The organism is Pseudomonas sp. DWP3-1-3b3, assembly GCF_049896305.1.
Lineage (GTDB): Bacteria > Pseudomonadota > Gammaproteobacteria > Pseudomonadales > Pseudomonadaceae > Aquipseudomonas > Aquipseudomonas azotoformans_A.
The window spans coordinates 180,348-199,117 of sequence record NZ_JAFCUA010000008.1; the positions used below are offsets into that span (position 1 = coordinate 180,348).

Consider the following 18,770-nt stretch of genomic DNA (forward strand, 5'->3'; position numbering starts at 1 on the left):
CTAATTTCAGATCGCCGAGCCTGATGATGCCCACTACGGAGCACAGAATAATGTCCAGCGATCCCCTGCTGCAGCCTTACAAAATCAAGCACCTGACCCTGCGCAACCGGATCATGACCACGGCCCACGAACCGGCCTACCCGGTGGACGGCATGCCGCAGGCGTTGTACCGCGCCTACCACGTCGAACGCGCCAAGGCCGGCGTGGCCTTGACCATGACCGCAGGCTCCGCCGCTGTATCGCGGGACAGCCCGCCAGTGTTCAACAACGTGCTGGCGTACAAAGATGAAGTGGTCGGCTGGTTGAAGGACCTGACCGATGAGTGCCACGAACACGGCGCGGCAGTGATGATCCAGCTGACGCACCTGGGCCGTCGTACACGCTGGGACAAGGCCGACTGGCTGCCGGTGGTCTCGCCATCGCACCGTCGCGAGGCGTCACACCGCTCCTTCCCGAAGAAGATGGAAGACTGGGACATCGAGCGGATCACCAAGGACTACGTCGACGCCGCCGAGCGCATGCAGGCCGCCGGATTGGATGGCCTGGAGCTGCAAGCCTACGGCCATTTGATGGACCAGTTCTGGTCACCGCTGACCAACGACCTGGATGGCCCTTACGGCGGTTCCCTGGAAAACCGCATGCGCTTTACCTTCGATGTCCTGCGCGGCATTCGCCAGCGCGTCGGTGAGGATTTTCTGCTGGGCGTGCGCTACACCGGCGACGAAGCGCTGCCGGGCGGGTTCAACGCCAGTGAGGGCCTGCAGGTTTCGCATATGCTCAAGGACAGCGGTCTGGTCGACTTCCTCAACGTAGTACGTGGGCATATCGATACCGACGCGGGGCTGTCCGACGTGATTCCGATCCAGGGCATGCGCAACTCGCCGCACCTGGATTTTGCCGGCGAGATCCGTGCGTCCACCGGCTTCCCCACCTTCCATGCGGCGAAAATCCCGGACGTCGCCACCGCGCGCTACGCCATCGCATCAGGCAAGGTGGACATGGTCGGCATGACCCGCGCCCATATGACCGACCCGCACATCGTGCGCAAGATCATCGAGCGGCGTGAGGAAGACATCCGCCCCTGCGTCGGCGCCAACTACTGCCTGGACCGCATCTACCAGGGCGGCGCCGCCTACTGCATCCACAACGCGGCGACCGGCCGTGAAACCAGCATGCCCCATGAAATTCCCAAGGCTGCGGTGAAGCGCAAAGTGCTGATCATCGGCACGGGCCCGGCCGGGCTGGAAGCGGCACGCGTCGCCGGTGAGCGCGGGCATGATGTGACAGTACTGGAAGCGGCAGACCGGCCCGGCGGGCAAATCCGCCTGACCGCCCTGAGTGAGCGGCGTCGCGAGATGATCGGCATCATCGACTGGCGCATGGCCCAGTGCGAACACCTGGGCGTGAAATTCCACTTCAACACCTGGGCCGAAAGCGAGACGGTGCTGGCCCATGAGCCGGACGTGGTGATCGTCGCCACCGGTGGCATGCCGCACACCGAAGTGCTGGCCGCGGGCAATGAACTGGTGGTGTCGACCTGGGACATCATTTCCGGCGACGTCAAACCGGGGCGTCATGTGTTGATCTTCGACGACGCTGGCGACCACGCCGCGCTGCAAGCCGCCGAGGTGATTGCGCAAAGTGGCGCCAGCGTCGAAATCGTCACCCCGGACCGCGCCTTCGCCCCGGAAGTCATGGCCATGAACCTGGTGCCCTACATGCGCAGCCTGCAGGACCTGGACGTGACTTTCACCGTGACCTATCGGGTTGAGACGGTGGAGAAACGCGACGGTCGGCTGGTCGCGCGTTTTGGCAGTGACTACGGCGCGGTGCACAAGCAGCGGGTGGTCGACCAGGTGGTGGTCAACCATGGCACGATTCCCCTGGATGACCTGTACTTCGAGTTGCGCGCGCACTCCAGCAATGGCGGCGCGGTCGAGCAGCAGGACTTGATCGCCGGGAACGCGCAGCACATCGTGACGAACCCCGAAGGTCGCTTCCAGCTGTTCCGGATCGGTGATGCAGTGGCCGCACGCAATACCCATGCGGCGATCTACGATGCGTTGCGGTTGGTCAAGGACCTTTAAAAACGCTCAAACACCCCCGGTGTGGTTTCGGCATAGCCAAACGCCCCATAGAAGCGGTCCAGTTCACGCCGCTTCAGGGCCTTGCCGGTAAACACGCTGACATACTGGGGAATACGCCGGAACCGCACCACCACGTCCTCGCTGGTGTTCATCGAGATATAGCCGATCTGCGTCAGGTAGATGGTCCGGGCACGCACATCGGCGGCCTCGTCATCGTAGCCAAAACGCCGGAACATGCCGGTCAAGGCGTTGATACGGGTGTCATCGGCCTGTGCGATTTCTGCCGCGACGTCCACCGACTGCATCGCCCAACTGCGCACGGCGAACTCGAATTGCGAGTCGAACAGCTCCGGGTTCAACCAGCATTCGAAGACGTTGAGAATGGCCTCGGAAATACTCTCGGCATAGCGCTCGCACTGGTGCACCAGGTTGCCGGTGTTCTTGTCGCGCCAACGGCTCAGCAAGGCGGAAAGCAGTTGCTCACGGTCCTCGAAAAACCAATAGAAGCTGGTGCGTGACAGGCCCAGCTGCTTGGCCAGGGGCATCACGCGCACGGCGTCGATACCGGATTCTTTGAGGGCCGCGTAGGCGGCGTCCAGCCACACATCGACCGAGCCGCGCCAGCCTGTGTCCTGGTTCTTGCCTCGCGGTTTTGCGGGTTGCGACATCCTTGGGTCACCTTTGCCGGGGAATTGCCGGTCACTCTACACGCCCCACCCGCGCAGTGCACAGGGAGTGTACAGCGACGTACATTTCCCGGCGGAGTCCGTGCGCCTTCAGTCTGGCAGCGCGGCACCTTTTGGCGCTGTGCCCTCCCCCTGCGCCGACAACACAATCGCCAGCACGATCAACGCCGCGCCTGCCAACATTCGGTAGGAGGGCGCTTCATGGAACAGCCACCAGGCGCAGGCAATCGCGTACACCGGCTCCAGGGAAATGATCATGCCTGCGCTGCGGGCGTTCAAACCCTTGAGGCTTTTGACGAACAGCGCCTGGGACACCGCCGTGCAGAGCACGCCGAGAATGGCGAGGTTGAACCAGTCGACAGGCTCCAGCGCCACCAGGTCGAACACTGCAACCGGCGCCATTAACAGCGCCACGGTAGCGTTCTGCCAGAACACCACTTGCACGCCATTTCGGCCATCGGTGGCGCGGCGGTTGGTCATGGCCAGCAAGGCGAACGACAGCCCCGAGGCAATCCCCCACAGCAGCCCGACCGTGCCTTGGTTGGCGATCTCGAACGAGGGTGTCACCAGTATCAGGCCGAGCGTGACCAATAGCAGCAACAGCGCTTCAGCCAGGCGCGGCCGGTCGCGGAACACCGCCATGTCGAGCAAGGTGATAAACGCCGGAAAGCTGGCAAAGCCCAAGGTGGCGATAGCGACTCCGCCGACCTTGATCGCAATAAAAAACGTGATCCAGTGCGCGCCCAGCATCAGCCCTGAGACGGCATAGATGCCGAGTTTCCTGAGGTTCAGGCCGCGCAGCAGCGCGCGGTCCTGCAGGTGTGCGAACACCCCCAGGGCCAGCAACGCAAAGGCTGCACGGCCAAAGGTGATCACACTGGCGCTGGCGTGGATCAGTGCGCCAAAAATACCGGTCAAGCCAAACAGAATTGCAGTGATATGGGCAGAAGTAAGGGCAGTACGATAGGCAGTCATGAAAAGGCTTCGAAAAAACGAGCTGGGCCGTGGACTTCTTATTGTTGACCCGGTGGAAAGGAAGGCGCCCCAATCGCCGCTTGCGTGGAGCTTTGTAGAGGGACGCCTGGTTTTTTAACCTTCGGACACGTCGATCCAGATGGTCTTGATCTCGGTGTACTGGTCGTGTGCCCAGATGGACTTGTCGCGCCCGCCGAAACCCGACTGCTTGTAGCCACCGAACGGGGTCGAGGCATCGCCTTCACCGAAGCAGTTGACGGTGACGATACCGGCACGGATCTCGCGGGAGAGCTTGATCGCATTGCGCAGGTTATCGGTGTACACCGACGCCGCCAGGCCGTAGATGGTGTCGTTGGCCAGTGCAATGGCTTCTTCCAGGGTGTTGAACGTCGTGACGGTCAGCACAGGGCCGAAGATTTCTTCCTTGAACAGCACACTGTCGGCACCTACGCCATCGACCACGGTCGGCTCCACGTAGATATCGCCTTGGGTCTTGCCGCCGTAGACCACGCGCAGGTTTTCGTTGCCAGCCTGCACCAGGTACGAGCTGACCTTGTCGAAATGCGCGCGGCTGACCATCGAGCCCAGGCGATTGTCCGGGTCGAGCGGGCTGCCCATCTTCCACGCTTGCAACTGCACGCCGATGCGCTTGAGCAGTTCGTCCTTGATATCGGCGTGAACGATAAGGCGCGAAGACGCCGAGCAGTTCTCGCCCATGTTCCAGAACGAACCATTGACGATATGCCCCGCCACCACATCCAGGTCGGCCACGTCGTTCATCACCACGGCCGGGTTTTTGCCGCCCAGTTCCAACACGATGCGCTTGAGGTTCGACTCTGCCGCGTACTGCAGGAACAGGCGCCCGGTGTCGGTGGAGCCGGTGAAGCTGACCATGGTGACGTCCATGTGGCGACCCAACGGTTCGCCCACTTCGCGACCGCCGCCGGACACGACGTTGAACACGCCCGCCGGAATCCCGGCCTGGGCGCCCAGCTCGGCCACGCGCAGCGCCGTCAACGTGGTTTCCTTGGCTGGCTTGACCACGATCGAGCAACCCGCCGCGAGGGACGGCGCGATTTTCCAGGCCAGCATCAGCAGCGGGAAGTTCCACGGCAGCACCAGGCCGACCACGCCGATGGCTTCGCGCACCACCAGGGTCAAGGCGTCCGCGCCGACCGGGGCGGTGTTGTCGTAGATCTTGTCGATCAGCTCGGCATGCCAGCGGATCATGTGGATGGTTTCCGGCACGTCGGTCAGCTGGCACTCACGCACCGGCTTGCCGCTGTCCAGGCTTTCCAGCACGGACAGTTCGTGGGAGTGCTGTTCCAGCAGGTCGGCAAAACGCAGCAGGACTTTCTTGCGCGTGCCGGGGCTGAGCTTGTGCCAACGGCCGTCGTCAAACGCTTGCTTGGCCGAAGCCACGGCGTAGTCCACGTCGTCGCTGTTGCACGCGGTGATTTCAGCCAGCACTTCGCCGGTTGCCGGGTTGGTGGTGGTGAACGTCTTGCCCGAACCCGAGGTGTGGGCAGCGCCGTTGATGAAGGACGTGGTGGGAAACTGGATGTCCTGGGCGATGGCCGCGTATTCGGCAGCGCTGAGCAGGTGAGTCATCATGCACCTCCGACGATTTGCGCAACGTCGCGCTTGAGGTTGGTGATCACCGTTTGCAGCGCCTGGTTTTCGCTCTCGGTCAACGGTTGCAGCGGTGCGCGCACGCTGCCGGTACGCAGGCCATTGAAGGCGCAACCGGCCTTGATCGCCTGGACGAATTTACCGCCTTCGAGGAAGTCCATCAGCGGCATGAAGGCGCTCATGATCTTGCGGCCCTTGTCGAAGTCTTTTTCGACCACGCAGGCTTCATACAGGGCGACGTGTTCACGCGGCACGAAGTTGGAACCGGCACACACCCAGCTGCGGGCGCCCCAGGCGAAGAACTCCAGGGCCTGGTCATCCCAGCCGCAGGACAACGCGATGTTCGGGTATTGAGTGGCCAGGCGGTGCACCTGGCCCATGTCGCCCGAGCTTTCCTTGATCGCCACGACGTTTTTCGAGGCGGACACGGCCTTGAAGTACTCATCGCCCATGCTCACGCTCATGCGGCCTGGGTAGTTGTAGAGCATGATCGGCAGGCCCGCAGCCTGGTCCACGGCCAGGGCGTGGATGGCGTTTTCCTGTTCGGTGGGCAATGCGTAAGGCGGTGAACCGACCAGGATCGCATCAGCCTTGATCGCACGGGCGGCCTTGGCGTACTCCACCGAATCTTCGGTGCGGATGGCGCCGGTGCCGACGATCAACGCGACGCGGTTGCCAATGACTTCCTTGGCGTGGGCAGCCAGGTCGATGCGCTCCTGAGAGGTGTGCGCGTAGTACTCGCCGGTGGAGCCGCCGATGATGATGCCGTGCACCTTGGATTCGATCAGGTATTCCAGCACGTCGGCGAATGCGGCGCTGTCGATCTGGCCGGTGGCGGTCAACGGGGTGATTGCCGGGGTGTAGATGCCTTCAAACTTCATGAGTGTTTCTCCAACAGTGAAAGTGATGTGGTTTGCGCTCAACTGCTCAACGCAGCGGCGTCCCGCAAGTTCAGCGAACGTGTTTCCGGGGCCATGGCCCAGGCGGCGGCCAGGCCGATGAACGTCACGCCAGCCGCGACGTACATGGTGTTGCCGATACCAATCGAGTGAAGCGACAGCGGTACGAGGTAGGTGCCGACGGCGGCGCCGATCCGTGACAGCGAGGTGCCGATGCCCACGGCGAAGGCGCGGATTTCGGTGGGAAACAGTTCGTTCGGGTAAACCAGTTGCAGCACCTGGGCGCCGCCGATGAACACGGCGTAGGCGCCGAACAGCAGCAGCACGAGAATTTCGTGGCTATTGGAAAACGCCGCCAGCAACAGCAAGGCAAGGCCTGACCACAGGAAGCTGTTGATCAGCATGCTGCGTCGACCGATGGTGTTGATCAGCCGCGTGGCCAGCACGCAACCCACCACGAACAGCAAGGTGATGAACATCGAACCGTAGGAGGCCCACTCGCCTTTCAGGTTGAGGGCTTGCAAGACTTTGGGGGCGAATGCGTAAACGGCGAACACGGGGATGATCGAACAGGACCAGAACACCGAGACAAAGAACAGGCGCTTGCCGTACCCCGAGCGCAGCAGGTCACGGAAGGTCATCTTGCGTTCGTCGGGTTGCTCCGGCAGGTCGCGCAATGAGTAGTGCGGCCCGTAGACGCGCTTGATGACCTGCTCGGCTTCGGCCTCGCGGCCCTTGCTCAGCAACCAGCGCGCCGATTCCGGCGTACCCAGGCGCAGCACAAACAGCACCAGCCCGATCACCGAGGCACTGGCCAATGCGTAGCGCCAAGCGTCGTCGGCACCGGTATTGAGGATCGCGTTGCCGACCACATAGGCGAATGCCGCCCCGGCGAACCAGAGGATGGTCAGGGCTGCCAGCCGAGGGCCGCGTTGCTTTTTCGGCAGGAACTCCACCAGCAAGGAAGTGGCAACGGGGTATTCAATGCCCACGGCCAGGCCGATGATAAAGCGCAGGGCAAACAATGCCCAGGCCGACTCCACCCAGAACTGCGCCAGGGAACACACAATAAATAACGACGGGCCAATGAAATAAACTTTCTTGCGCCCTAACTTATCGGTCAGCCAGCCGCCGATAAAGCCGCCAAAGAACACGCCGATCAAGGCAGAGGCGGCAATAAGGCCTTGCCAGAACTCGGTCAGTTCCAATGCACCGGTCACTTGCAGCATCGCAATGCCGATAATGCTTAATACATAGCCATCCACAAATGAACCACCGCCCGAACGGGCCGTGAGCAATCGGTGAAAGTTGTTAAGCGGTACATCCTCAACTGAGGCATTCGGACTTGTCATTATTATCTCCTACTTCGCTTCGTTCATTCGCCGGGGTACAACGCACACTTGAAATCCAGGCGAATGAAAGCCGTCTCAATCAGAAACCGCAGTCGCGTAAACGCCTGCTGTTTTCCAATCAATAGATTAAGTTCGGTATTGCGTAACGAGCGTGTTGCGGATCAGCTTTCCTGGCCGGCGCGGCTTTGCCCCCATAGCAAGTTCATGTTTACACCCGCTGATAACAGCGGCTCCGGTGGGTTTCTGCTCGGGCCCGGGGACGTCAACAGGAAGTCCACCAGGTGATTGCGCTTGCCCGCCAGCCATTCGGCCAACAAGGTGCCAGTAACCGTGCCGCGGGTGACGCCCAGGCCGTTGCAACACAGCGCGCCATAGACGTTTTTGGCCAACTCGCCGAAGTGCGCCATATGATTGCGCGACAGGCTGAGGGAGCCGCCCCAGGTGTAGTCGAACGTCACCTCGCGGTGCAGCGGGAAGCGCCGGTCGAATGACTCTTTGTGGCGCTTGACGAACCGCTGCAGGTACTTGGGGTTGCTGCGCCCGTCGGCGTTGAAGCTGAAGCTGTTGCGCACCAGCAGGCGGTTGTCGACGGTGCGGCGCAAGGTGGTGCCAAACGGGTCGGCGGGGATTACGCCCCAGAATGGATGGCCACCCAGGCGTGCCTGCTCGTCTTCGTCCAGCGGTCGGGTCAGGCTGGCGTAGGTGAAGATCGGCAGCATGCGGCTCTTGAGGAAACCAAAGCTCATGGCGAACGCGTTGTTGGTCAGCACCAGCTTGTCGGCGATGATGCGCCCGCCCTTGTGGATCAACACGGTCTTGTCGCCATACTCCACTTCGGTAATCGGGGTGTTTTCGTAGAGCGTCACGTTGGCCGGCAAGGTGTCCGCCAGCCCTTTCACCAGCGCCGCTGGCTGCACCAGTGCGGTGCCCGGTGTGAACAGGGCCTTGCGGTAGAAACCGGTGCCGATGTGGTTGGGCATATCGTCGGCTTCGATCACTTGATAGGCCTGGCCGAGTTTGTCGAGGCCACGGCGGTAGGCATTGAGCACGGCAATGCCACGGTCTTCGACGGCGGCCTGGTACTTGCCGCAATCGCGCCACTGGCAGTTGATGTTGTGCTGCTCCACCAGCGCACGCAGCATGGACTGCCCGGCGAGATTGAGCTCCATGCTGATCCGGGCAGTGGCGATGTCGCCGATGTAGTCTTCGGCACCGATGTCATGGGGCAAGTCGATGGCAAAACCGGCGTTGCGCCCGGAAGCGCCGTAGCCGACCTCCTGGGCTTCGATCAACACGATCTCGTCATCCGGAAAATTCAGCGCCAGTTGACGCGCCGCCGCAAGGCCGGTGAACCCCGCCCCGACCACGGCCCAGCGCGCCGAGCGGATACCACTGTGGCGCGGGCGTGCCACGCGCGGTGGGCTGAGGTGAAACCAGCCACAGGTTGAATCGTCTGCCGGGGTGTTTCTGATGAGTGCCATTTTCGCGACCTGGGTTCTTTTATAGTTGTTAGAGCTAACAGCTACCCGTCTGCATCGCGTCACACTGGCCCGGCATCAACCGATCAGAAGGTGAGCGCTACATCCAGGCCTTCGGGCGCCGCGTACTCGGACATCCGCCGACGGGACAGTTCGAGGTGGGCCCGCACGATTTCCCCGGCCGAGACCGGATCGTGGTGTTCGATTGCACGGATCATCTCGTCGTGCTGCTGGGCGGCCACTTCCAGGTCTTCCTGCATGTCGACGGTGGTCGGATGGCGATAGAAGATTTTGCCCAGGCGTGCGTGGTCGATCAGCAAGCGTTGCAAGCTCGGCATCAGGTAGGCGTTGTGGGCCATCTTGCCGATTTGCAGGTGGAACTCGTCGTTGTACAACACACGGTTCTCGACATCTTTTTCCTCGATAGCGATACGGAACAGCGCCTGGATTCGCTTCAACTCCACCACCTCGGCAGGCGTTGCGTGGGAGCAGGCCAGCTGCGTGGTGGCGATGTAAATCAGCGGTGCCGCCAGGAAAAAACTGCGCAGCGATTGGTAACTCATGGCCGACACCCGCGCGGCGCGGTTGGCTTCGAGGTCGATGTACCCTTCCGCCGCCATCTGCCGCATCAGTTCACGCACCGGTGGGCGCGACAAACCGAATTCATCACACAACGCCAGCTCGTCCACCACCGCACCGGGTGCCAGTTCCATGCTGAGGATGCGACGCCGCAGCGCTTCACCCAGTACCGCCTTGCGATCGATGCTTGGCTCGGCCGAAGCCGGTGTAGTGAGTTCTTTGGTAGCCATGTGAAACCTTCCTAGTAGTAAGTGCACACGGTCTACTACCTGTATTCGCACTATAAAACAACAAAATACTTTGTGTCTACAATTAAAATACACAGTGTTAAATTCAGTTGAAACCCTTTGCCAGCGGGGCTTTCCAGCTATTTGACCAGGCGGATTTCCTTGGACGGACGATGGCCGAAATAGGCGCTGTAGCACTTGCTGAAATGGCTGGGCGAGACAAAACCACAGGCGACCGACACCTCGACAATGGTCAGCGAGGTGTGCTGTAACAAGCGCCGTGCCTCGGTGATGCGCAGGTCCATGTAATAGCGTTGCGGCGAGGTGCCCAGTTGCTCCTTGAACAGCCGCTCGATCTGTCGCCGCGAGCGCCCGGCGTAAAGACACAGGTCGACCATTTGCAACGGTTCTTCGAGGTTGACGTCCATCAGGTTGATCACTTCGCGCAGCGGCCCACTGACCGAAACGTTCAACATCGGCTTGATCCGGCGAAAGCGCGACGCCTCAAACGCCAGGATGTCTTCAATACCATCGGTGAGGCTCTTGCCGTGCAAGCTGCGGATCCACTCCAGCGCCATATAGAACGTGCCGGTGGGGCTCGATGCCGTCAGACGGTTACGGTCCACCACGTAGGCTTCACTGGTGACATGACTGAGCCGCGCGATCTCGGCCAATGCAGGGCGATGCTCGGGGTGAATCGCGCATCGGTATCCCTCCAACAGCCCCGCCCGCCCCAGAAACCACGCACCGTTCCACACGCCCGCCAGCGTTACGCCCTGCTCCGCCGCCGTACTCAGCAGTACGGTCAATTCATCGTTGTAACGCAGCGGCGTGCGATAACCGCCGCAGATCACCAGCAAATCCAGATCGAGCACAGCCTCCAGCGTCAGGCGCGCGTCGGGACGGATCACCAGGCCCAGGTCACTCACCACCTCATCGCAGACCAGGCCGAAGGTGCGCGTGGCGAACAGATCCGCGCGCAACAGGTTGGCGGTGACGATAGTGTCCAGCGCCTGGGTAAACGCCGGCAGCGAAAAGTGCTCCAGCAGTACAAACCCCGCCCGCGCCTTGCGCACCTGCTGGCCGTGATGATCATTGAGGTAACGCAGGTTCTTGCCATGCATAGCACCACTGAATTGACGTCGCACTACCACGTCATACCCGCCGTGCCTGGCGTTGCAATGCGCCGCGTGACAAGCGGTCGAGCAACAGCGCCACCGCCACAATCGCCAGGCCGGCACGCAGGCCCAGGCCCATCTCCATTCGCGTCAAGCCACGGGTCACTTCGGCGCCAAGGCCACCGGCCCCGACCAACCCGGCCAGCACCACCATCGCCAGCGACAACAGGATGCATTGGTTCAGCCCCACCAGCAGCGTGGGCGCCGCCGTGGGCAATTCGATCTTGAGCAGGATGTGCCGTGGCGATGCGCCCATGGCCTGGCCCAGTTCCAGCAGGTCCTTGGGCAACTGCTTGAACGCCAAGGTGGTCAGTCGCAGCATCGGTGGAATGCCATACACGATGGTGGCAATGATGGCCGGCACGCGCCCCAGGCTGAACAGCATCACCGCCGGGATCAGGTACACCCACGGCGGGACGGTTTGCATGATGTTCAAGATCGGCAGCAACGCCGCGTCCACACGCTTGACCCGTGCGGCAAGAATGCCCAGGGGGAACGCAACGCTGACGGAAATCAGCACCGCCACCGAGACCAGCGCGATGGTCTGCATCGACGCCACCCACAGCCCGGCAAACAGGCAGAACGCCAACATCAAACCGGCAAACAGCGCCACGCGCCAGTTGGCGAAGATCCATGCCAGCACCACCACGATGGCAATCAACACGTAGGCATGGGGCGCAAGCAGCAGGCCCTCGATCACACCCAACGAGGCCTCGATCACCTTGCCGATCAGCACGAACAGACCGTGCAGGTGGGTGTTCAGCCAGTCGATGGCAGGGGCCAGAAACTCACCCGGTGAGATACGCAAATCAGCAAGGCTCATTGACTGGCTCCTCGGCGCGATTCAGCCGCGCTTTGTGCAAGACGGTCGAGAATCATCGTGAGGATGACGATGGCCAGCGCCGCATTGATCGACTTGGCGATGTCCAGGGTGCGCACCGCACCGTAGATGGACTCGCCCAACCCACCGGAGCCGACAATACCGGCAATCACCACCATGCCGAATGCCATCATCAGGCTCTGGTTGACTCCGGCCATGATGCTCGGCATCGCAAAGGGCAAGCGGATCTTGAAGAACATCTGCAAGCCGGTAACGCCGCTGGCATCACCCAGCTCGACGAACTCCTTGGGCGTCATGCGGATGCCCAGGGAGGTCAGGCGCAGCGCCGGCGGCACCGCGACGATAAACGTGGCCAGCAGCGCAGTCGCCGGGCCATAGCCGAGCAAGGCAATCGCCGGCAATAGATAGATATAGGGCGGCAGTGTCTGCACCAGGTCCAGGCACGGGTCGACCACACGATCGAACGCCGGCGTGAGCCCGGCCAGCACGCCCAACGGCACTGCCACCAGCAATGCCAACAGCGTGGCGGTGAGCACCAGCGCCAGGGTGCTGACGGTCTCGGGCCACAGCCCGATAACTTCACACAGCAGCAAGGCCAGCGCCGACAACACTGCAAAGCGCAGCCCCACCATGCGCCAGCCCAGCAGGCCGATGACGAGGACAATCACATAGAACGGCGGCGCAGCGATGCACCACTGCACGCCTTTGAATACAGCCGTCAGGGCCGTGTTGGCGGCGTCGAAGAAAAACTCGCCATTGTCCTGCAACCACATCAGGCCAGCGTCTACAGCGGCATCGAACGGTACCGAGAAATCCGGCGTACTCATATCGAAGCCTCCAACACTGGGGCCAAAGCCTGGGCCTCGTTAGGAATGCCCTGCACGCCGCGCAGTAGATCCCCAGGCGTGATGATGCCCACCACAACGCCCTGCTCGACCACCGCCAACGGCTCAAGATCGGCGCCCATGGTCAAGCCGATCAGTGCGTTGATATCGGTTTCTGGCGTGGTTTGAGTGAGCCGGGTGAAATCGCACAGGGGGAACGCCTGTGCATAACGCGCCACCGGCGTCATCACCGAATGGGCCTTGACCAGGTGCAAGCGCGAGATGCCCGCGACGAACTCAGCGACATAGTCATCGGCTGGGTTCAACACAATCTCTTCGGCCGTGCCGACTTGGATAATCACGCCGTCCTTCATGATGGCGATGCGGTCACCGATACGGATGGCCTCTTCCAGGTCGTGGGTGATAAACACCGCGGACTTGCCCAGCTCCTTGGTGAGCTGGCGGAACTCGTCCTGCAACTGGCGACGGATCAAGGGGTCGAGCGCACTGAACGGCTCATCCATCAGGATAATTTCCGGGTCGGCGGTCAGCGCCCGCGCCAGCCCGACACGCTGCTGCATGCCGCCAGACAGCTCGCTCGGGTAGCGCGAAGCCCAGTCACTCAGGCCGACCTTGGCCAACGCACGTTCCGCCACTTGATAACGCTCAGCCTTGCCAACGCCCTGCACTTCCAGGCCGAAAGCGGTGTTTTCCAGCACGGTACGGTTGGGCAACAACGCCACACTCTGAAACACCATGCCAATGTGTTTGGCCCGCACTTCGCGCAACTGTGCGGGAGATAAAGCGGACAAATCCTTGCCCTTGACCAGCACCTTCCCGGCGCTGGGGGTGATCAGTTTGTTGAGCAAGCGGATCAGGGTCGATTTGCCACTGCCGGACAAACCCATGATGCAAAAAATTTCACCGCGGCGAACCTGCAGGCTCACATCCGACACCCCCACCACGCAGCTGAAATCCTGCAGCACCTGGGTTTTGCCGAGCCCTTTGTGAACCACCGCTTGCATCGCCGCCTTGGCATTCTGACCGAAGATCTTCCAGACCGACTGGCAATCCACAAGCACTTCGTTAGTGTCTATTTTGAGCGTTGTCATGTTTGAGCCTATTGAACCAGTTCGACTGGTTTTTCTAATTGATCAGAACGCGTTATCTGTACCCGGCAGTGGCAAAAAAGAGTGAGGTTTATTGTTTGATATTGGCCCAGCGTTTCATCAAGTCGGCATGGTTGTCGGCCCAACCCGCAACGGCCTGATCCATGCTCTTGCCGTCCTTGACGGCGCCGTTGATGGCGGTGATGTCGGCAAGCGGCACGTAGACGCTGGCGATGACTTCGCGGGCGTGGCGGTATTCAGCGGTGAAGCCCTTATGACCGATCCAGTAATAGGCCTGCGGGGGGGCGAAAGAACCTTTGGGGTCCTTGAGGAACTTAAGGTCGAACTTCTGGGCCATCCACGACGGCTCCCAGATGGTGACCGCGACCCACTCCTTACGGTCCACGGCGGACTTCAAGGCGGCCGTCATCGCGGCAGTACTGCCTTCGAGCAACTGCAGTTTGAATCCGTAATCCTTGACCGCCTTATTGGCGTCGCTCATCAACCCTGAACCCGGCTCGATGCCGATGATCTTGCCGCCAAACTTGTCGGCGTTATCGTTGAGCTGTTCCAGCGAATCGATATCGACGTACTTGGGTACGGCGATCGCCTGGTAGAGGCCATAGGAAACCGGCGAGAGTTTTTCCAGGCGGTTCTTGTTTTTGTTCCAGTAGTCCTGGGTGGCGTAATCGGTCTGTGAGGCCAGGACTTGTACATCACCCTTGGTCAGGGCCGCATAGGCAATACCGATTTCAGAGAACTCAACCACTTTCACGGTATAGCCGGCGTTCTCCAATACCTTCTTGGTAATGCCGGTAATCGGCGTCAGGTCTTCCCAGGACATGGTGCCGACCGTGATGGTTTTTTCTTCGGCCTGCACCGGAAGCGCAACCACACCCACTAACGCAACCGCACAAACGGTTTTCCAAAAGTTCTTCATGGCGCGCCTCGATCTACGTTGTATTTATAGTTTCTGGCCCTGTTCAAAGGCCGGTGTGTTGGAACAACAAGGAAGGGTTCGGCAGCGCTGAGGGCGGCCTGTTGAAGCGAGACTCGCATGGGAAAAACGGAGGGTCAAGAGAATGTATTTTCTGTGTATACAAATATAATTCACACAAAACACAAACGAAATAATATTTTTTATATGTAATTCATAGAGTTAGACGAGAACGACAAAATACCGACAAGTCGGTTATAGGAAAGTATCAGGTCGCTTTTGGAATGCTATGAAGAGCGGAAAACGGACGGGGTCGTAGAGGTCTGGAGTGGGCGGCACTCCAGACAGATTCAAAAAAGCCGCGCGCCCTAGCCCAACTCACGCTTGAGTTGCTCGCGATCCAACGCCCCATCCCAGCGGGCAATGAACAACGTGGCCACACCGTTGCCGATCACGTTGATCAGCGCACCGCCTTCCGAGATAAATCGGTACACGCCGAGCACCAGCACCAACCCCGCCGCCGGGATCACATCGATGGAGCCGAGGGTGGCAGCCAGGGTGATGAATGCGCCGCCGGTCACGCTCGCCGCGCCTTTGGAGGTCAGCAGCAGGATCAACAGCAAGGTCACCTGGTGATACAGCGACACATCGATGTCCAGCGCCTGGGCAATGAAGATCGCCAGCACCGTCATGTTGATGCAGCTGCCGTCGAGGTTGAAACAATAACCGGATGGCACGACCAGCCCCACGGTGGATTTCTCACAGCCGAGCTTTTCCAGCTTGCCCATCAGGCGCGGCAAGGCGGATTCCGAGGACGAGGTGCCCAGCACCAACACCAGTTCTTCACGGATGTACTTGAGGAACTTCCACAGGCTGAAACCGGCCAATCGCGCGACCAGGTTCAATACCACGAACACAAACACCAACCCGGTAATGTAGTAGCACACCAACAGGTTCACGTAGGCCCCCAGCGATTGCACGCCGTATTTGCCTACGGTGAACGCCATGCCGCCAAAAGCCCCGAGCGGCGCCAGGTACATGACGATCTTCAGCATGCGGAAAAATGCCTTGGCCACCAGGTCGATGGTGTTCAGCAAGGGTTTGCCGGTATCGCCCAACAACTGCAGGCCAAACGCAAACAACACCGAGATGAACAGCACCTGGAGGATGTCGCCGTCGGTAAACGCGCCAAACACCGTACTGGGCACGATATGCGTGAGGAAGCCGACCACGCTCTGATCGTGGGCCGCCTTGGTGTAGCCGGCGATGGCCGACGCATCCAGGCTGGCCGGGTCGATATGCATGCCCGCGCCCGGTTTGAGCAGGTTGACACCGATCAGGCCGATCACCAGGGCGATGGTGGTCAGCACTTCAAAGTAGATCAGGGATTTGAAGCCGATGCGGCCGATGCGCTTGAGGTCCTGCATGCCAGCAATGCCGCTGACCACCGTGCAGAAGATGATCGGCGCGATCAGCATCTTGATCAGCTTGATGAAGGTGTCGCCCAAGGGCTTCATCTGTTCGCCCAAACTTGGGCTGAAATGGCCGAGGATCACCCCCAGCACAATGGCTGCGAGCACTTGCACATACAGGTGCTGGTAGAACGGTGCGCGCCGTGGCAGCGCTTGGATCGACGAGCTGATTATTTTTGTCATGGCTCTGCCTATAGGGTTTGTGAGGGGCTTCGCTGGGGTTTCAGGTCACCACGTTGATCGGTTTGTTGGCGGCGAATGCCTCGATGTTGGCCAGCAGCACCGCCTTGAGGCGCGCGACACTGCTTTGGCTGGCCCAGGCAACGTGGGGCGTGATCAGCAGATTGGGGTGTTCACAGTGCAGCAACGGGTGGTCCGCCTGCGGCGGCTCCACGTGCAGCACATCCAGCGCGGCGCCGCCCAATTGACCACTGGCGAGAGCGGCCAGGACGGCGTTTTCGTCCACCAATGCACCGCGAGCGGTATTGATCAGCAAGGCACCCGGTTTCATCCGCGCGATTTCGGCGGTGCCGATCAGGTAACGGGTCTGGGGCGTCAGCGGGCAATGCAGCGTCAGCGCATCCGCCTTGGCCAACACCTCGTCGAACGCCACGTAGCCCGCCCTCACCTGCGGCGCGCCACGGTGTTCGGCAAACAGCACGTTGATGTCCAAGGCCTTGGCCAGGCGCGCGACACGGCTGCCGATATCGCCGCGACCGACGATGCCCAGGGTCGAGCCTTGCAGGTCCTGGATCGGCGCGCCGTGCACGCAAAAATGCGAAGACTGTGGCCACAGGCGCGCCGAGGCCGCGCGGTACGCCAGCAAGTGACGGCGCAACGCAAACAGCGAACCGATCACCGACTCGGCCACGCTGACCGCGCTGTAGGCCGGCACGTTGCACACCGTCACGCCTTGATCACGGCAGGCGGCGAGATCCACGCAGTCGTAGCCGGTCGCCGCCACGCAGATCAGTTTCAGGCGCGGCAATTGCTCCAGGGTGATGCGGTCCAGGCGCACCTTGTTGGTGATTGCCACGTCGGCGTCGGCCAGGGCTTCGACTACGTGATCGGGGCGGGTGTGTTCACGCGCGGTCCAGTGGCTGGCTTGGACGGGACGCGCCAACGGAGAAGGCAGGCTCGCGCCGTCGAGAAACACGATATTCATGCGGGCACCTGCTCGGAAATTTCGATGAGGTTCAGGTCGGGGTCGCGCACATACACCGAGCGAATCGGGCCGGTTGCGCCGGTACGCAGTACGGGGCCTTCGATGATCGGCCAGGTTTCAGCCTTCAAATGCGCGATCACTGCTTCCAGGGGAATACTGGCGATAAAGCACAGGTCCAGCGCGCCAGGCACCGGCAGATGGGCCTTGGGTTCGAATTCATGCCCACGCTCATGCACATTGATTTTCTGGTTGCCAAAGCGGAAGGCGACGCGGCCGTTGCCAAAGGTCTCCAGGCGCATGCCCATGACGCGGGTGTAGAAGTCTTTGCAGGCGGTCAGGTCAATAGTCGTGAGGACCAGATGGTCGAGATGATCAATCATGATGGGCTACCTGTTGGGTCAGGGTGTGGACGTGTTCGGGAATGGGATGCAGGTCCAGGCGCTTGCCGGCCTTGAGGATCTGGCTGGGCGTGGCGTGGCCGATCAGGCCGGGTAAGCGGGCAGATGCGGCCAGTACGCGGTCCAGTTGCAGGCCAGTGTCATAGCCCATCAGGTCGAGCATGTGCACCAGGTCTTCCATGCACACGTTGCCGCTGGCGCCGGGGGCATAGGGGCAACCACCGAGGCCGCCCAGCGAAGCGTCGAAACGGTCGATCCCGGCCTGCAACGCCGCCAGGGTATTGGCCAGGGCCATGCCACGGGTGTTGTGAAAATGCAGGGTCAGTTGCAGCTCGGGAAAGCGCTCGCGCACTTGCCGTGACAAGGCTTCCACCTGTGTGGGATAGGCCATGCCGGTGGTGTCGCACAGCGTGACGCCGCGCACGCCCAACTCGGCAAAACGCCCGACCCATCCCAACACATCGTCCGCCGGCACATCGCCCTGCATCGGGCAGCCAAACACCGTGGACAACGACACATTGACGGCCACCGGCCCATGTCCAATCACCCCCACGACATCCCTCAACTGGGCAAATGATTGTTCACGGGTCATGCGCAGGTTGGAGCGGTTATGCGGCTCGCTCACCGACATCACCAGGTTGGCCTCGTCGATGCCACAACCCAGCGCCCGTTCGGCACCGCGCACGTTGGGCACCAGTACCGTGTACTCCACGCCCTTTTGACGATGGATCCCGGCCATCACGGCCTCCGCATCGCGCAACGCGGGAATGGCCTTGGGTGAGGTAAACGAGGTCACTTCGATCTTGGCGTAACCGCACTGGCTCAGTTCGTCGATCAAGGCGATTTTCTGTTCGGTGTCGATAAAGGTCTTTTCGTTCTGGAAGCCGTCACGGGTCGCGACTTCCTGCAGGTACAGGCGTTTCATAGAGCT

At 61.1% G+C, this 18,770-nt stretch carries 17 protein-coding genes; 1 reads left to right on the forward strand and 16 read right to left on the reverse strand.

All coding sequences use genetic code 11. From position 1 onward, the window contains the following. Positions 1 to 50 precede the first annotated feature (50 nt). Positions 51 to 2,087 (forward strand): FAD-dependent oxidoreductase, encoded by a 2,037-nt coding sequence (locus tag ACP7BX_RS23255; protein ID WP_426127643.1) that lies wholly within the window; start codon positions 51 to 53, stop codon positions 2,085 to 2,087. Here the strand turns inward: ACP7BX_RS23255 and ACP7BX_RS23260 are convergent. The 16 genes from ACP7BX_RS23260 to ACP7BX_RS23335 form a co-directional block, all read right to left on the reverse strand. Continuing rightward, positions 2,084 to 2,755 (reverse strand): TetR/AcrR family transcriptional regulator, encoded by a 672-nt coding sequence (locus ACP7BX_RS23260; RefSeq protein WP_426127641.1) that lies wholly within the window; start codon positions 2,753 to 2,755, stop codon positions 2,084 to 2,086. The genes ACP7BX_RS23255 and ACP7BX_RS23260 overlap by 4 nt on opposite strands. A 108-nt stretch (positions 2,756 to 2,863) precedes the next feature. Beyond that, a complete protein-coding gene (locus ACP7BX_RS23265) occupies positions 2,864 to 3,748 on the reverse strand; it encodes a DMT family transporter (RefSeq protein WP_426127639.1) in 885 nt (294 codons plus the stop codon). 114 nt (positions 3,749 to 3,862) lie between these two features. Beyond that, a complete protein-coding gene (locus tag ACP7BX_RS23270) occupies positions 3,863 to 5,359 on the reverse strand; it encodes an aldehyde dehydrogenase (protein ID WP_177052809.1) in 1,497 nt (498 codons plus the stop codon). Continuing rightward, on the reverse strand, positions 5,359 to 6,261 hold the full coding sequence (locus ACP7BX_RS23275) for a dihydrodipicolinate synthase family protein (protein ID WP_016979684.1): 903 nt from the start codon (positions 6,259 to 6,261) through the stop codon (positions 5,359 to 5,361). The genes ACP7BX_RS23270 and ACP7BX_RS23275 overlap by 1 nt, the downstream gene beginning before the upstream one ends. Before the next feature lie 38 nt (positions 6,262 to 6,299). Next, positions 6,300 to 7,631, reverse strand: coding sequence for an MFS transporter (locus ACP7BX_RS23280; protein ID WP_016979685.1), 1,332 nt, complete (start codon positions 7,629 to 7,631; stop codon positions 6,300 to 6,302). A 161-nt stretch (positions 7,632 to 7,792) separates the two neighbouring features. Then, positions 7,793 to 9,112, reverse strand: coding sequence for an NAD(P)/FAD-dependent oxidoreductase (locus ACP7BX_RS23285; RefSeq protein ID WP_038851410.1), 1,320 nt, complete (start codon positions 9,110 to 9,112; stop codon positions 7,793 to 7,795). Positions 9,113 to 9,195: 83 nt separating this feature from the next. Beyond that, a complete protein-coding gene (locus ACP7BX_RS23290) occupies positions 9,196 to 9,918 on the reverse strand; it encodes a GntR family transcriptional regulator (protein ID WP_177114933.1) in 723 nt (240 codons plus the stop codon). A gap of 137 nt (positions 9,919 to 10,055) precedes the next feature. After that, the gene (locus ACP7BX_RS23295; RefSeq protein WP_177114931.1) at positions 10,056 to 11,069 is read right to left on the reverse strand and encodes a GlxA family transcriptional regulator; all 1,014 of its coding nucleotides are present in this window, start codon (positions 11,067 to 11,069) and stop codon (positions 10,056 to 10,058) included. 1 nt (position 11,070) lies between these two features. Then, positions 11,071 to 11,916: an ABC transporter permease gene (locus tag ACP7BX_RS23300; RefSeq protein ID WP_016979689.1), complete on the reverse strand. Its 846-nt coding sequence runs from the start codon at positions 11,914 to 11,916 to the stop codon at positions 11,071 to 11,073. Further along, positions 11,913 to 12,761 carry an ABC transporter permease gene (locus tag ACP7BX_RS23305; protein WP_426127634.1) on the reverse strand — a complete coding sequence of 283 codons (849 nt, stop codon included), beginning with the start codon at positions 12,759 to 12,761 and terminating at the stop codon, positions 11,913 to 11,915. Before ACP7BX_RS23305 ends, ACP7BX_RS23300 begins: the two co-directional genes overlap by 4 nt. Next, positions 12,758 to 13,870 carry a quaternary amine ABC transporter ATP-binding protein gene (locus tag ACP7BX_RS23310; protein WP_177061295.1) on the reverse strand — a complete coding sequence of 371 codons (1,113 nt, stop codon included), beginning with the start codon at positions 13,868 to 13,870 and terminating at the stop codon, positions 12,758 to 12,760. The genes ACP7BX_RS23305 and ACP7BX_RS23310 overlap by 4 nt, the downstream gene beginning before the upstream one ends. Positions 13,871 to 13,958: 88 nt before the next feature. Further along, positions 13,959 to 14,807, reverse strand: coding sequence for a glycine betaine ABC transporter substrate-binding protein (locus ACP7BX_RS23315; RefSeq protein WP_426127632.1), 849 nt, complete (start codon positions 14,805 to 14,807; stop codon positions 13,959 to 13,961). A 365-nt stretch (positions 14,808 to 15,172) separates the two neighbouring features. Beyond that, entirely contained in the window at positions 15,173 to 16,459 is a 1,287-nt protein-coding gene (dctA, locus tag ACP7BX_RS23320) for a C4-dicarboxylate transporter DctA (protein WP_177003202.1), read from the reverse strand. A 40-nt stretch (positions 16,460 to 16,499) separates the two neighbouring features. Further along, positions 16,500 to 17,441, reverse strand: coding sequence for a D-2-hydroxyacid dehydrogenase (locus ACP7BX_RS23325; RefSeq protein WP_426127629.1), 942 nt, complete (start codon positions 17,439 to 17,441; stop codon positions 16,500 to 16,502). Beyond that, complete coding sequence (locus ACP7BX_RS23330; protein ID WP_033903069.1) at positions 17,438 to 17,821, reverse strand: VOC family protein; 384 nt, start codon at positions 17,819 to 17,821, stop codon at positions 17,438 to 17,440. The genes ACP7BX_RS23325 and ACP7BX_RS23330 overlap by 4 nt, the downstream gene beginning before the upstream one ends. After that, positions 17,814 to 18,764 (reverse strand): hydroxymethylglutaryl-CoA lyase, encoded by a 951-nt coding sequence (locus tag ACP7BX_RS23335; protein WP_426127627.1) that lies wholly within the window; start codon positions 18,762 to 18,764, stop codon positions 17,814 to 17,816. The genes ACP7BX_RS23330 and ACP7BX_RS23335 overlap by 8 nt, the downstream gene beginning before the upstream one ends. Between the last annotated feature and the right edge of the window lie 6 nt (positions 18,765 to 18,770).

Excerpts from the sequence above, each read along its gene's own strand:
- ACP7BX_RS23255 (WP_426127643.1), top strand. The coding sequence starts at position 51 with ATGTCCAGCGATCCCCTGCTGCAGCCTTACAAAATCAAGCACCTGACC.
- ACP7BX_RS23260 (WP_426127641.1), bottom strand. The coding sequence starts at position 2,755 with ATGTCGCAACCCGCAAAACCGCGAGGCAAGAACCAGGACACAGGCTGG.
- ACP7BX_RS23265 (WP_426127639.1), bottom strand. The coding sequence starts at position 3,748 with ATGACTGCCTATCGTACTGCCCTTACTTCTGCCCATATCACTGCAATT.
- ACP7BX_RS23270 (WP_177052809.1), bottom strand. The coding sequence starts at position 5,359 with ATGACTCACCTGCTCAGCGCTGCCGAATACGCGGCCATCGCCCAGGAC.
- ACP7BX_RS23275 (WP_016979684.1), bottom strand. The coding sequence starts at position 6,261 with ATGAAGTTTGAAGGCATCTACACCCCGGCAATCACCCCGTTGACCGCC.
- ACP7BX_RS23280 (WP_016979685.1), bottom strand. The coding sequence starts at position 7,631 with ATGACAAGTCCGAATGCCTCAGTTGAGGATGTACCGCTTAACAACTTT.
- ACP7BX_RS23285 (WP_038851410.1), bottom strand. The coding sequence starts at position 9,112 with ATGGCACTCATCAGAAACACCCCGGCAGACGATTCAACCTGTGGCTGG.
- ACP7BX_RS23290 (WP_177114933.1), bottom strand. The coding sequence starts at position 9,918 with ATGGCTACCAAAGAACTCACTACACCGGCTTCGGCCGAGCCAAGCATC.
- ACP7BX_RS23300 (WP_016979689.1), bottom strand. The coding sequence starts at position 11,916 with ATGAGCCTTGCTGATTTGCGTATCTCACCGGGTGAGTTTCTGGCCCCT.
- ACP7BX_RS23305 (WP_426127634.1), bottom strand. The coding sequence starts at position 12,761 with ATGAGTACGCCGGATTTCTCGGTACCGTTCGATGCCGCTGTAGACGCT.
- ACP7BX_RS23310 (WP_177061295.1), bottom strand. The coding sequence starts at position 13,870 with ATGACAACGCTCAAAATAGACACTAACGAAGTGCTTGTGGATTGCCAG.
- ACP7BX_RS23315 (WP_426127632.1), bottom strand. The coding sequence starts at position 14,807 with ATGAAGAACTTTTGGAAAACCGTTTGTGCGGTTGCGTTAGTGGGTGTG.
- dctA (WP_177003202.1), bottom strand. The coding sequence starts at position 16,459 with ATGACAAAAATAATCAGCTCGTCGATCCAAGCGCTGCCACGGCGCGCA.
- ACP7BX_RS23325 (WP_426127629.1), bottom strand. The coding sequence starts at position 17,441 with ATGAATATCGTGTTTCTCGACGGCGCGAGCCTGCCTTCTCCGTTGGCG.
- ACP7BX_RS23330 (WP_033903069.1), bottom strand. The coding sequence starts at position 17,821 with ATGATTGATCATCTCGACCATCTGGTCCTCACGACTATTGACCTGACC.
- ACP7BX_RS23335 (WP_426127627.1), bottom strand. The coding sequence starts at position 18,764 with ATGAAACGCCTGTACCTGCAGGAAGTCGCGACCCGTGACGGCTTCCAG.